Source organism: Metabacillus sp. 22489 (assembly GCF_052044855.1).
In the GTDB taxonomy this organism is placed as follows: Bacteria; Bacillota; Bacilli; order Bacillales; family Bacillaceae; genus Metabacillus; species Metabacillus niabensis.
This window is the reverse complement of record NZ_JBQENT010000035.1, coordinates 22342-36770: the sequence shown is the minus strand read 5'-3', so window position 1 is coordinate 36770 and position 14429 is coordinate 22342. Positions and strand designations below refer to the sequence as shown.

The 14429-nt window shown below is 35.1% G+C and carries 13 protein-coding genes; 3 read left to right on the top strand and 10 right to left on the bottom strand.

The window, feature by feature from the left end; translation table 11 throughout:
* From ACTJJ9_RS18265 to thpR, 3 genes are all read right to left on the bottom strand, one after another.
* Complete coding sequence (locus ACTJJ9_RS18265; protein ID WP_145584216.1) at positions 1-930, bottom strand: YegS/Rv2252/BmrU family lipid kinase; 930 nt, start codon at positions 928-930, stop codon at positions 1-3.
* A gap of 174 nt (positions 931-1104) precedes the next feature.
* The gene (locus tag ACTJJ9_RS18260; protein WP_145584218.1) at positions 1105-2085 is read right to left on the bottom strand and encodes a nuclease-related domain-containing protein; all 981 of its coding nucleotides are present in this window, start codon (positions 2083-2085) and stop codon (positions 1105-1107) included.
* Between the two features lie 129 nt (positions 2086-2214).
* Positions 2215-2784: an RNA 2',3'-cyclic phosphodiesterase gene (gene thpR, locus ACTJJ9_RS18255; protein WP_145584220.1), complete on the bottom strand. Its 570-nt coding sequence runs from the start codon at positions 2782-2784 to the stop codon at positions 2215-2217.
* Positions 2785-2973: 189 nt separating this feature from the next.
* Here thpR and cysK point away from each other — a divergent pair, with 189 nt between their 5' ends.
* Positions 2974-3903, top strand: a complete 930-nt coding sequence (cysK, locus tag ACTJJ9_RS18250; RefSeq protein WP_440768797.1) for a cysteine synthase A — start codon at positions 2974-2976, stop codon at positions 3901-3903.
* Positions 3904-4141: 238 nt separating this feature from the next.
* Here the strand turns inward: cysK and pepV are convergent, their stop codons facing one another.
* Positions 4142-5536, bottom strand: a complete 1395-nt coding sequence (pepV, locus tag ACTJJ9_RS18245; RefSeq protein WP_440768796.1) for a dipeptidase PepV — start codon at positions 5534-5536, stop codon at positions 4142-4144.
* Positions 5537-5783: 247 nt separating this feature from the next.
* Here pepV and ACTJJ9_RS18240 point away from each other — a divergent pair, with 247 nt between their 5' ends.
* A complete protein-coding gene (locus tag ACTJJ9_RS18240; protein WP_145584226.1) occupies positions 5784-7088 on the top strand; it encodes an NCS2 family permease in 1305 nt (434 codons plus the stop codon).
* A gap of 131 nt (positions 7089-7219) precedes the next feature.
* Here the strand turns inward: ACTJJ9_RS18240 and ACTJJ9_RS18235 are convergent, their stop codons facing one another.
* From ACTJJ9_RS18235 to ACTJJ9_RS18220, 4 genes are all read right to left on the bottom strand, one after another.
* Entirely contained in the window at positions 7220-8131 is a 912-nt protein-coding gene (locus ACTJJ9_RS18235) for an ArsR/SmtB family transcription factor (RefSeq protein ID WP_095301680.1), read from the bottom strand.
* Positions 8132-8340: 209 nt separating this feature from the next.
* Positions 8341-9087: a type I methionyl aminopeptidase gene (map, locus tag ACTJJ9_RS18230; protein WP_145584229.1), complete on the bottom strand. Its 747-nt coding sequence runs from the start codon at positions 9085-9087 to the stop codon at positions 8341-8343.
* A gap of 269 nt (positions 9088-9356) precedes the next feature.
* The gene (locus ACTJJ9_RS18225; RefSeq protein ID WP_186324285.1) at positions 9357-10511 is read right to left on the bottom strand and encodes an ABC transporter permease; all 1155 of its coding nucleotides are present in this window, start codon (positions 10509-10511) and stop codon (positions 9357-9359) included.
* A complete protein-coding gene (locus tag ACTJJ9_RS18220) occupies positions 10508-11221 on the bottom strand; it encodes an ABC transporter ATP-binding protein (protein ID WP_145584233.1) in 714 nt (237 codons plus the stop codon). Before ACTJJ9_RS18220 ends, ACTJJ9_RS18225 begins: the two co-directional genes overlap by 4 nt.
* Before the next feature lie 330 nt (positions 11222-11551).
* Between ACTJJ9_RS18220 and ACTJJ9_RS18215 the strand changes: the two genes are divergently transcribed.
* Positions 11552-11773: a DeoR family transcriptional regulator gene (locus ACTJJ9_RS18215; RefSeq protein ID WP_046590011.1), complete on the top strand. Its 222-nt coding sequence runs from the start codon at positions 11552-11554 to the stop codon at positions 11771-11773.
* A 111-nt stretch (positions 11774-11884) separates the two neighbouring features.
* Here the strand turns inward: ACTJJ9_RS18215 and ACTJJ9_RS18210 are convergent, their stop codons facing one another.
* Both ACTJJ9_RS18210 and ACTJJ9_RS18205 read right to left on the bottom strand, forming a co-directional pair.
* Positions 11885-12613, bottom strand: a complete 729-nt coding sequence (locus ACTJJ9_RS18210) for a pseudouridine synthase (RefSeq protein ID WP_145581725.1) — start codon at positions 12611-12613, stop codon at positions 11885-11887.
* Between the two features lie 151 nt (positions 12614-12764).
* A complete protein-coding gene (locus tag ACTJJ9_RS18205; protein WP_145581726.1) occupies positions 12765-14393 on the bottom strand; it encodes a polysaccharide biosynthesis protein in 1629 nt (542 codons plus the stop codon).
* Positions 14394-14429 lie beyond the last annotated feature (36 nt).

The following is a 14429-nucleotide window of genomic DNA, read 5'->3' as shown; positions in this document are numbered from 1 at the left end:
CTATTTTATTAGTGTTACATTCGATTTATTTACAGAAATTGAAACTGGTCCTTCACCAATATGCTCTCCATCTGCATATACAGGAGAATTATCTCCGTATAATTTGATTGATGTACAGGGAAATGTTGAAATAGCATCTTCCCTCCATTTCTTACTTTTCATATTAAACAAGAATAAACAAATTATTTGATTTCGACTTAGACTGTGTATTATCGTCGCATCTAATAAACCATCTTTTGGGTTTGTATTTTCCGCAATCTCCATTTTGTTAAATCGATGTGGCAGATTCGAAACAGTAGACAACCAAACATTTTCATATTCAACCATTTCTCCATCATAATGAACTTTTAGTGAAGTTGGTTTGTATTGGTATAATACCTTTAAAAGACAAATGATAAACATAAAAGAATGCAAATGGAGAAAGTTCATTATTCTTTTAAGTGGAAACATATCGATTTCCTTTTGGATTACTACATTAATTCCAACTTCAAGAGAACGGATAAAGTGTATACTACTTGTTTTCCCCTCACAATTTATCTCACCTACATCATATTGGACGGAACGCCTGTTCATTTTTTGGAGTATACTTCTCAGCGCTTTAACAGGATGTGAAGGTAATTGTAGTTCCCTTTCCAAGTTATGGCCATTTCCAGCATTAATAAAACCTATCTTAACTTTTTGAAATGTCGCTAATCCATTAATAACCTCATGAATCGTCCCTTCTCCTCCAACAACTATTATTGTTTTTAAATGATAATTTTGAATTGTGGCTACCTGTCTCGCAAGAACTTCTGCATGACCAGAATACTCTGTTTGAAATGTACGATAGGTGATGTTCGTTTTTTCTAGTTCTTTTTTTATCTTCTTCCAAATCTTGATTGATTTACCATTCCCCGCTACGGGATTTATTATAAAAAATAAACCATTCATATTCGCTTCTCCGTTATCTCTACTAGTTTATGTCATTTGTTTATTTGTGTTCATATCCTCGATAAAAAGCTTAAAATCCTTCGGAAACTTTCAAATCTATTAATTGTGTACTCTACTAATCATAGAAAGAGTAGATAGTAAAAAAGGGCAAGCTTCTTCTTGTCCTTTTTTAGCTTAATCTATATGTTGTTCATCTGATGATTGCTCATTCCATTCCTTTCGATAAAAGGAATTTGTTAGACAATGTGATAACAATACTTGAGCACTCTTTAATTGAATATGCTTTAATGGTGCAGAAGAGCTTCGTAGCCGATTAAACCACTGTCCATATGTCCTTTTATCTAATAATGTGATATCGTGTGGAGCAAATGGATAATCAATATATCCGTTGCGACTTACAATAATTTTCTTTACAGGTAAATCTGCTTCACCTACTGATAACACCTTTTGGACTACCGTTGCCGTTCGATTAAGGCTTATTACGGGATTCAAGATTTTTTTCGTATCATTTCCGTTTCTAGCAAGCCAAAATTTATCTTTTGAACCTGTATAAATGGTTTCATTAAGATGCTCAACAACTGTTAAGCAATAAACTTCTGTTGTTCCAATTATGATCAAATCTAATTCTACTGGTGCATTTTTCATGAGAAAAACCGGTTTATACAACAAAAGATAATGATCTGGTAATCGCTGCATAAAATATTGTAATAATCTATCACGATAAACCTTCTTATCGACAGAAGATTTTTCACGAAGAGTTGAGCTAGCCCAGCGAATTTGAAAACGAAATATATAATCTAAAAACAAAAGTTTGAGATCATTTTCAGATTTAGGAACAGTAGTAAATTGGAACTGCAATTCATCATCATCAAGAGCTGCATCTTGAACCAAAGGTTTTATTGTTTGGATGCTTGGCTCTTCCTTTGATAATTTACTTTTTAATTTCTTTAAAAGCGATTTCTTTTCCCCATCATCCATAAATGGTGTAAACTCCGGCTCACTAACCTTCATAACGGTATGAAATCTGTTACTTTTCCAAGCATCATAGACCTTCGCCCATTGTTTTTTCTTAAACCGTATAAATTGACTAGGATAACGATATGCATCGAGCTCATAACGAGAAATGTAATCATATAATTTTATTAATTGTGCCAACCGTTAATCAGCTCCTTTATTCCATGTTATTTCATATATTTAAAAAATTCGTTAACAGTTCCGTTTGTATGACGCTCCTCTTCTTTATATCGTATTGAATTAAATTTTTTACAGTGAAATTTAATAAATTCACCCTTTTAAAGAAAAGATTTCGACTGCTTCATACTTAGGAATTCGATCTAAATGGGTTTTATATAAGTGAATTTTATCAGCTAGAAACGTCTGCTTATCAGCCTCAAATATGTGTCGTAATTCATTTGTATATTGAAATGGAACTTCTGATTTCCATCTTCTTGCTAACGTAATATGTGGATTAAATGGTTTTTTATCAAGGGAAAAGCCGACTTCGATACATGTATGGAATACCCGTCTTTGTAAAGAATGAAGATATGATGATTCATTTATTCCAGCCCACAGTATTCTAGGGGATTCTTTTTTACCAAACACATCAATTCCAGATAAACTCAATTCAAAAGGTGAGTGGCTTTGTGCAATATGTGAAACTTGATTTTTTAAGTTAGCTAATTGTTGAGGAGAGGCTACGGCACCTAAAAAAGCCAAAGTAATATGATAATCATCTTGATGAACCCATGATTTAAAAGGATACTGTTCTTTATGTTGAACTACCCAATTATGTAAATAGCTTTTTTGATCCTTAGCAATTGGAACAGCAAGAAAATAATGAAATTGTCGATCCATGTGAAACTCCCTTCAAAGAATTATTACTTGAAGATTATTCTATCCTACTTTTCCATCATATAAAACCTATAGCAATATTTGATGTATTTAGAATGATATCCATTCAAATAGGTTTTTTATTTTTGTTATGTTATGATTTTATATGACTTACTTGTCCGAATATAGCAATTTTTAAAGGAAGTGTCTTAAATGAGAGTTGTAAACAATATTGCAGACCTAATTGGTCAAACCCCTTTAGTCAAATTAAATCGTTTAAATCCTGAAAATGGAGCTGCTGTTTATTTAAAGCTCGAATATTTTAATCCAAGCGGAAGTGTAAAAGATCGCGCTGCTTATAATATGATTATCGATGCTGAAAAGAAGGGCTTATTAAAGCCTAACTCAACTATAATCGAACCGACTAGTGGAAATACTGGAATTGGGCTTGCGATGAATGCTGCTGCAAGAGGATATAAAGCTATACTAGTAATGCCTGATACGATGACACAGGAACGGATAAATATTTTAAAAGCATATGGTGCTGAGGTTGTCCTAACTCCTGGTGACGAAAAAATGCAAGGGTCAATTCGTAAAGCAGAGCAACTAACAAAGGAAATTCCAAATAGTTTTATGCCGATGCAATTTGATAATTCCGCTAATCCAGACGCTCATCGTAAAACGACGGCAACCGAAATTATTGAAGCAATGGATTCTATCGGAGTACCATTATCAGCTTTCATTGCAACTGCTGGAACAGGTGGAACAATAACCGGAACAGGTGAAGCGTTGAAGGAACATTATCCAAACTTAAAAGTTCATGTCGTTGAACCAGCTGGTTCCCCTGTTCTTTCTGGTGGTAAACCAGGTAAGCATAAATTAGTTGGAACAAGTCCAGGCTTTATCCCTTCAGTTCTAAATGAAAATGTGTATGATGAAATTCTTAAAATTGAAGATGACCAAGCATATGACATTACGAGACGCTTAGCGAGTGAAGAAGGAATCCTAGTAGGACCGTCGTCAGGTGCAGCTTGCTATGCAGCAATTGAGATTGCAAAGCGGTTAACACCTAATGATGTCGTTGTATGTATGATTGCTGATACGGGTGAAAGATACTTATCTACTGATGTATTTTCATTTTAATTTATAAAAAAGCTGTTCCATTTAGTTATAAGAGAGGAAGCAGTTCTTCTCTTATAACTTTACCACGTTCTCCTCATTGTAAAAAAAATCTATTAAAAACGTCTCCCTAAATGCATAAAGCTACTATTCTAAACCTCTAAAAATAAGATAACTCGCTGTACCCTCTTTTGTGACAATTTTACTTTTATTAGTTTTCTTAAATAAAAATAGATGACCCACACGAGCCATCTACTTTTCTTTATTTTGCTAATTCATAAATGGCTTGTGCATAAATAGCTGTTGCCTTCAGTAAATCCTCAATCTCTATATATTCATCCTTTTGATGAGCGACATCTGGTCTCCCTGGAAATAACGGTCCAAATGCAACACCAGCATCAAGAGAACGTGCATAAGTTCCTCCACCAATCGCTATCAATTCTGATTTTTCTCCTGTCTGCTCTTCATAAACACGCTGTAAGGTTTTAATGAGTGGGTGCTTCTCATCGACATGATGTGGTTTTGAATCATTAAATAAATTTAACTCAAAACCATCTATTTGCTCAAATCCTGCCTTTACTTTGTCAGCATTACCTGTTACAGGGTAGCGAATGTTAATCCCAATTTCCCCTGCTTCATCTTCAAAAGAAATGATGCCAAGGTTAACCGTTAAATCACCACTTATGTCATCTGAAAATGCAATTTGAAGTTTTTCCCCTCTTGTGTCATCTTTGAAAATCTGATCAATCGTCGAAACGAAATGTGCTCCTTTGCCATTTATTTGTAAAGTATGTAAAAAGCTTGCCAATACAATTCCAGCATTTACACCATTATTTGGCTCCATCGCATGAGCTGATTTCCCTTTTACCGAAAACATATATTCATTATTTAAATATTTATATTCACCAGACACATTGGCCTTAGTTAAAAAGTCAGTAAATAACTTGTTTATATCTGCTATTTCTTCATTAACAATTACAGTTGCTTCTGCTAAATCTGGTACCATATTAAATCTCCATCCAGCATGAAAAGATTTAAGCTTCATCCCATGTGATTCATCTTTTATATCAGCAGTGTGCTTTAACTTTAAATCGATAATCCCTTTTTCTGCATATATAATTGGGAAATCAGCATCTGGTGCAAATCCTACTGTTGGCATTTTTTCATGTTTAAAATAATGCTCTACACAACGCCAATCACTTTCCTCATCTGTTCCTATTATCATTCGCACATTTTTCTTTAACGGGAGACCTAGCTCCTTTACAATTTTCATCGCATAAAATGCAGCAATCGTCGGTCCTTTATCATCAAGTGCACCACGCGCATAAATCCTTCCATCTCTAATTTCCGCACCATAAGGATCGCTTGACCAGCCATCACCTTCAGGAACGACATCGACATGACAAAGGACTCCTACAATTTCTTCACCGCTTCCTGGCAACTCAATATGACCAGCATACCCATCCAAATTTTTCACTTGAAAACCTGAATCCTCACCGAGTTGTAATAAATGATTAAATGCATCGTTTATTCCTTTTCCAAAAGGAGCATAATCACTTTTAGTTGTTTCATCTAGAACACTTTTGATTTGAAGGTATGCCCTAGCATCATTAATTAAATCATCTTTTCTAGCTTCAACTTCTTGTTTCCAATTCATAACGATTAACCTCCATTTACTCTGTACATTCTTCTACTATATTAGTATGTAGATAAAATAAGCAAAAGAAACGGTCTTAATGGTCTATTATTTCTTTTCCCGTACATACTAATATCAAAATCGTAGCGTATTTGTTTGCTAAGATAAAGAATCATTAGGTAAATAATAAAAAAACTATTGCAAAATATATAAATAACGAATATTATTATATATGTTTTGAAAAAACGTTCGTATAACGGGGGTACATATGTTTAAACTAGCAGAAAATAAGACAACGGTCAGAACAGAAATTTTCGCAGGTATTACAACTTTTCTAACGATGGTTTATATAGTAGTTGTTAATCCGATCGTATTATCTGACGCAGGGGTTCCATTTAATCAAGTATTCACTGCAACGATAATTGCTACCATTATCGGAACACTTTGGATGGCTTTAGCAGCGAATTACCCTATTGCAATTGCACCAGGAATGGGATTAAATGCATATTTCGCTTACTCTGTTGTTGGTGCAAATGAAAATATTACATATTCCACAGCATTTTCCGCTGTGTTTGTTGCTGGAATTATTTTCATTATTTTATCGTTAACACCTTTCCGTAAAAAATTAATTGAGGCAATCCCGAATAATTTAAAGCATGGAATTACAGCAGGTATAGGATTATTTATCGCCTTTATCGGCTTACGTTTAACAGGAATTATAACAGCAGATCCAAACAACCTAGTGAAGCTTGGCGATCTTCATTCACCATCTGTTATTTTAGCTATTGTCGGGCTAGCCATAACATTAGTGTTAATGAGCTTAAATGTCCATGGTGCTTTATTTATAGGAATGGTCATTACAGCCATAATCGCTTTCTTTACTGGTCAGCTTGAATTTAAAGATGGATTCGTTTCTCTCCCAAGCCTTCCTGAAGGAATTATTGTCGCAAATCCATTTACAGCATTCGGTGATGTTATTTCACACGGTCTTTATGCCGTTGTATTTTCATTCCTATTAGTTACAATTTTCGATACAACAGGTACGATGATTGGAGTTGCTCAACAAGCAGGCTTAATGAGAGGAAATGAGCTTCCAAGAGCACGAACTGCGTTATTAGCTGATTCAGCAGCTACAACAGTTGGTGCAATGTTTGGAACAAGCCCTACAAGTGCTTATATTGAATCCTCTTCAGGAGTTGCTGCAGGTGGTCGTACTGGTTTAACGACATTAACTGTTTCAATATTATTTGGTTTAACATTATTATTTAGTCCATTAATTAGTGCAGTTTCAAATTTATCAGCAATTACTGCTCCAGCCCTTATTATTGTCGGAAGTTTAATGATGGGTGCAATTGCCGAAATCAATTGGAAGGAGCTTGATGAAGCATTTCCAGCATTTCTTGTCGTTTTAAGTATGCCGTTAACGTCAAGCATCGCTACAGGTATTGCTCTAGGCTTTATCTCTTATCCATTAGTAAAAATCGCAAAAGGAAAATGGAGAGAAGTTCACATTTTCGTCTATATTTTTGCTATTCTTTTCTTTATCCAACTCGCATTTATTGGTGGCCATTAACTTAGCTTTTTTAAGAGGGTAACTCAAAAGGTTCAGACCCCTCCGACAAACACTGATATATAAGTCTATATATTGTGTTTGAGGGGTCTGAACCTTTGGTATTGAGCCACCCTCTTTTTTCTTTAAGTTGATTAATTCTCTTTTTCGTAGAAAAGCTGAAACACTAGATCCTGGTTATAATTCCCAAACCCACTCCCAAACAAAGTTACTCCACCAACATGAACACTATCCTCTTCAACAGCAATTCGAAATGTCCATTGTTTTTCGCGAATAGCAACATCGTTCAATGTAACATTTGAGAATAGTTTTCCATCTAAATATGTTCCATGGCCTGTAATTCTAATTTTCTTTAAGAGCCCATATTGATTGACAACACTTGGCCACCAAGACGGTGTGTATTTCCCCCGACTATCACCGTAATCTCCAGGGCTAGTCCACTGACCTAAATGAACATCATTTAAATAAAAGTCAATATCAGACGGCCAATTACTATTTGTAAACGGTGCTTCTGAGGATAGCTCCATAGATATTTCCAATTCCTTCGGATGCTGACTTGAAAGTAAATAATTAGGAACTTTATATTCAATATATCCTTGATAAAACCAAAGAATTTTTGCATTTACACGTTCTCCATCAAAAAAGTAACGAGGATCATCAAACTCACCTATAATCTTCTCTGGAGTAGCTAACCCGCAAGTAGGTCTTATTTGTAAATCTGTATAATGACCGATTGAAATTTCTGTTTGATGGTATTCTTGTTTTACTTGTTGTTTGGTTGGAAACGTAATTTCCATTTTATCTACATAAAGAACACATAATTTTTGAACTCCTCCCTTACCAGGTATCCGGTCGGTTCGAATTATTCCTGCCTTCTCCAATTTTTTTACATGCATACTTATAATCGCACTGCTTAAGCCTAACGCGTCAGCCAATTCCTTCATATTTCTTGGCTGTTCCGCTAATAAATGAATAATATTGATGCGAACATTGCTTGCAAGTGCTTCAAAAACTGGTAGTGAATGTTTTGAAATATCTAATTCCATATTTGCCCCCATTTGTACATGACTATATGAAATATCATATCGTTTTATGTATTTCTCTGACAAGAATAGATTCATGATAAAAAAACAAAAAGAGGTGACTCAAAAGGATCGGCCCCCCTCCAACAAACACCATTTATAGTAAACTAACCTCATTCTATATATGAGTTGTCTGAACCCCTTGGGTTTGAGCCCCCCCTCTTTTACCAGTTCTATTGCTTTGTTAAAATAATCGGCCCTTCCTTCGTTATTGCAATCGTATGCTCGTATTGTGCTGAAAGCTTCCCATCTATAGTTCTTGCCGTCCAACCATTATCGTCCATTTTTGATTCCCAAGAACCAATGTTGACCATCGGTTCGATAGTAAAGACCATACCTTCCTTTATCCGTAGACCTTTGTTCGGTTCTCCATAATGCAAAATAGTCGGTGATTCATGTATCGTTTCCCCAATACCGTGGCCAGTAAAGTCTCTGACTACCGAAAACCCTTCTCCTTCAACATATGATTGAATCACATGCCCAATATCTCCAAGTCGGTTCCCAATCACAGCCTTTTCAATTGCACGATTTAATGATTCCTCTGTTACTTGTAAAAGCTTTGCTGCCTCATCTGAAACCTCTCCAACTGCATATGACCATGCAGAATCAGCTAAAGCACCATTTAAATTTACAACCATATCTATTGTAACAATATCGCCATTTTTTAACGGCGTATGTCGTGGAAAACCGTGGCATATTTCATCATTGATTGATGCACATGTTGCATATTCATAGCCTTTATAGCCCTTTTGTTCAGGGGTTGCTCCATGCTCAGACAAATATTTATCAACAAAAGAGTTGATTTCAAATGTCGTTACACCTGGTTTAATTCGCTTGGCAATTTCTTTATGACAATTTGCAAGCAATTGCCCTGCCTTATGCATCAAATCGATTTCTCGTTTGCTTTTTAATTTAATCAAAATACGTTCCCTCCGATAAATTAGGTGATGCTACTAGTATATACATTAAGGATACCATGAATCACTTCCTGGAAAAACAAACGTGTTTCTCCATCTATTGATTGTCTTAATTAAACATTGTTACAAGCATATTGTTGATTTATGAATATTACACACATAGACTCTATTAAAATACGAGAAAAAGCTCTCCTCAGACAAGAAGCAAAAAGGAGAGCTTAAACAGCGATAGAAAAAATCATGAAATTGAAAAGTCTAGGCCAAACTAACCATTAAAAAATAATTGCTATCCCCGTCGTTATACTAGTAACGATAAATAGAAAAATAATCCCTGGTGAAGCAAAAATTCTTTTACATTTTCCTTGTGCCTGAATTAGATAATCTTTCTTCTCCTTTTCAATGACAAAGTATGGATTTTGCTTAATTAACTCATGAAATAATAAACGAAGCCATTCCTGAAAAAAGAACCAAAACGCTATAAAGACCCCCCACTTCAACCAAATTGGTGATAAAATAATGAGTGCCGATGTTAAAGATATAAACTGAATATAGTTAAAAATATACGTCTTTTCTCTTAAGAACGCTTTGATGAATAATTCTGTAACACCATTGACAGGTGTTCGACTTTTAAAAATCCTTTCCGAACGACCCCATAATATAATTGAGCGCTTTTTAGGCTTTTGTTTTGGCATATGTATTTCTGGATTTATAGTTAAAATGAATGATGATAATTTCACCTTTTTCATTTTTTCGTTTTCAACATCTGTAGAAAAGGTTCGATATTGCCTTTGGTATATGTACAGCTGTCTAATTGAAAAAATGCATAAAACAGACGCTAATACAGGAAGAACTATCACGGATGATTGATTCATAACTAGGAAAGTTAAAATACCTAATAAAATAGCAGCAAACGAAATCACAAGCCATTTTTTCCAGAAGTGATATCGAAACGTAAGCTGTTTATATGTAGAAATAAATAAATTTAAACTAAAAAAATAATAAATCGTTGTAATTAATAGATTTACATTCCATTCATTAAAATGTTTTGTTAATGGTAAAAGAAGAAGTAAAACAATTACCCATTTTACTAGCAATAAAACGAAAGAATAGATAGCCCCCAAACACCTCATCTGGATTACCTTTTCCTTATGCTGTAATAAATATAACTGATCAGCCTCTTCCATAAAAGTGCGAATCATCCCTTGCCATGAAAGGAAAAAACCTATAAATGCAAAGCTGATAATCGAAAAGCCTTTAAGCCATGTAGGCGGAGCTTGCCACCAGGAATAATACATAATCCCCCCAAAAACGAGTGCAGGGATGAGGAGATACACGATAATTGTCCAATCAAAAATGGAATGAATGATCTTCCATTGATTGCGAAGATCCTGCTTTAACCGTCCATAAAATAGCTGATATCCACTCACCCATATAACCTACCTTCAGCCATAAGATGAAAACAGTCAAGTAACGACCCATCTCGTAATCCACTTTTCTCTTGGATATCTCTTAATGTTCCTTGAGCAAATACAGTCCCTTCAGAAATTAACAGAAATCTATCACATATTTTCTCAGCAGTATCAAGCACATGTGTTGACATAAGTATTCCAGCTCCACGCTTCCTTTCTTCCTCCATTACATGAATAAACATTTTTATCGCACTTGGATCAAGTCCAATAAATGGTTCATCAACAATATAATAATCTGGTTTTAATAATAGAGCCTGAATGATCATTACTTTTTGCTGCATCCCCTTTGAAAAAGTAGCTGGCATCTCATGTCTTACACTGTCCATTTTAAACATTTCTAAATATGTTTCAGCTCTTGCCTCCAAAGTCTTGTCATCTATCTCGTTGATAGAAGCTAATAAATCTAGATGCTCCCACAATGTTAAATGATCATAAAAGATTGGTCGTTCGGGTATATAAGCATATGTACTTCCTTCTCGTTTCCAAGTTTCCCCCTCTACATATTCGATTACTCCTAATAATGTCTTTATCGTTGTACTCTTTCCAGCACCATTAGGGCCGATAATTCCAATTAGTTCACCTTCATGTAGGGAAAATTGGACATCATGAATAATGGATTGATTTTCTTCATATCCAGCTTTTTCAATTGAAATATTTAAAATATCCACTTTGCTCACTCCTTATATTTACATACGTTTTTCCAATAAAAAGGATTCAAAATCAAGCAAAGAATTTCACTTTACTGTCATACAAGTTAGAATAATCGTCATATAAATTTAGTGTAAGAAAGCTATAGTAGTAGTCCTTTTGGTAATGCAAAAATATTAATATTTTGTAAATTTAATCATTTCTATGGATTTTCCATGTCGAATTCGTGTAAAATATTGTTATAACGCTTTACCAATCATTAAGATATGTTAGAAGAACATCTGAAGTTGCAGTCATCGAAAGGTTGTAGTCGGCATTGCCAGTGCGATCAAACGATAAGGAGTGGTTTTTTGAAACCTTCAACAAACCGTATGCTAACCAGAATCAAGTCTGTCTACATGTTTATTAATGAGCGTGGTACCGTGACCACACAACAACTTGTTGATGAATTTGGTATAACACCAAGAACAATTCAGCGTGATTTAAATGTGTTAGCGTATAACGATTTGGTACACAGCCCAACAAGAGGTAAATGGGCCACTACAAAGAAAAAGGTAAAGATGTCTTCTTAAGAAACGAAAAAAACTAATTATACATAAAAGGAACCTTAAAATTAAGGTTCCTCTTTTTTGCTCCACTCCGTTTTATCAATTTGTTTAATCATCCATTTATATTCCAAAGCTTTACAAATCAATTGGTTGTGCCTGTCTTAGAGCTTCTACCTCTTCATCGGTTAAATCGCGATATTCTCCTAAATTCAATTCTTCTTCATCTAATACAATTGGCCCCATCGATATCCGTTTTAAATAGGTTACTTTTTTGCCTACAGCTTCAAACATCCGCTTCACTTGATGAAATTTTCCTTCTGTAATTGTGACATGTATCGTTGATTGATTCCCTGCTGAAAGAATTTCAAGCTTTGCTGTTTTAGTTACATAGCCATCATCAAGCTCTACACCTTGCTTGAAGGCATCGATATCCGCCTCTGTCACCTTACCTAAAATAGTCGCAAAATATGTTTTTGGCACATGCTTCTTTGGTGAAAGTAATTGATGTGCAAGCTGCCCATCGTTTGTTAGAAACAATAAGCCTTCAGTATCCTTATCAAGTCGTCCGACCGGAAAAGGCTGGAGTATCGCATCTTCCATTTCTAATAAATCAATGACCGTTTCCTGGTAGTCATCCTCTGTTGCAGATAAGTATCCTGCAGGCTTATTCATAAGAAGGTATACAAATTCTTTATACTCAATCTTTTCTCCATTAACTGTAATTTGTTGTTTTTCGGGGTCAACATGTGTTTTCGGATCCTTTATAACGATTCCATCCGCAACAACTACACCCGTTTTAAGGAGTTTTTTTACCTCTTTACGGCTACCATAGCCGACATTTGCTAATAATTTATCAACTCTCATAAAAAACTCTCTCCTATTTCGTAAAGAAGGTTTTGAAAGAGGCTGTCTTTTCTGAGCACTCCCCCACCACAGTATTAGGTGGGGACTGACCCTAAATGTAAGACAGCCCCTTCGTTTATTGTAATGCTATTGTTTCCTAGATGTAAGTTACTTAGCCCTTCGCACGTGATTTTGGTAAAAAGCGATTGAGACGGTTTCCCAACACCTTTTCTAATAAATGTGTACGGTATGCTAAATATAGATATGATGCTCCTCCTATAACAATCGCTATTCCAGCAACGATTGCTGATTGTACCAATCCATCTTGATATTGAACAAAAATCGCTAAAATAGATTGGACAACAGATAGGACTAACCCCATAAAAATACACATCATAACCATTAGCACTGATCTTTTTATTAGCAGTTTAAACGAATAGCCAGTATGTTTTTTAATCATTGCAAATCCGTAAATTAATGATAATAAGTAGCCTGCAGCCGTTGCTAATATCGAGCCAACACCTTGATACATTTGAATTAGTGTTGAGTTAAGAGCAAGCTTAACAATAATTCCAAGGACAAGGCTAATGACAGCAAGTTTTTGCTTATTAATTCCTTGTAATATCGCAGCATTCACTGTAAACAAGGAGAATAACAATGCAACTGGTGAATACCACATTAATATTTCTTTCCCAATTTCTTCAGATACTCCATGATAAAAAATGCTATAAGCCGGTCCAGCTAAAACAGATAATCCTATAACTGCTGGTAAAGTAACTAGCATTATGATTTGTAACGTTTGATCAATTTGTTTATGCAATAATTCACGATTATTTTTTGTAAAAGATTCCGTCACAGAAGGAATCAATGTCAATCCAAATGCTGTTGCTAATGACACTGGAATCATTACCAATTTCGGTACATAGAGCAATAATACCGAAAACATTTCTACTGTTATATCCTTATATCCCGCATCAATCATTGCTCGGTTAAACGTATTCGTATCAATATAGTTATAAATTGGGATTGCCAAGCCTACAAATACAAAAGGACCTGCATACGTAAAAACTTCTCTAAACATTTTCCCAAGCGGAATATTCCGAGAAGCCACTCGGTTTTCCTGCATTGCCAATAACGTATGCTTTCGCTTTACCCAATAAACAAACAAAATTAACAATCCACCAATCGCTCCAACAAACGCAGCAAATGTTGCGTATCCAACAGCTAAAACTAAGCCTCCATTAAAGACATTTAACACAATATACGTAGCAACAAGTAAAAAGACTATCCTTACAAGCTGCTCAATTACTTGAGAAACAGCTGTTGGCCCCATTGAACCATGACCTTGGAAAAATCCACGAATCAAACTCATTAGCGGGACAACGATAAGAGCTAAGCTGACCATCCGGATAACTAAAACCGCATCATCAACAGTAATATTACTAATTTCTTTCTCTGCTAGGGCGCTATGAGCGAGGGTTGGCGCAAGAACATATAAGAGGATAAAAGCAATCAGTCCTGTTACAAACATGACCATTATCCCTGCTTTAAACATTTTCCTGCTTGTTTTATAGTCACCAATCGCATTATATTTTGAAACAAATTTCGAGACTGCAGCCGGAAAGCCTGCTGTCGCTATACTTAAAAAAATTGTATATTGGGCATACCCGGTTTGAAAGAGAGTTCCACCATCTGTTCCAACCATTGCCGCAAATGGAATGAGGTAAATCATCCCTAAAATTCTTGAGAGATATGTACCTAAGGTTAAAACAAATGTACCTCTTAATAAATTATTCGACATGTTTCTTATTCACCATTCTTCTCTATGAAGATTCAA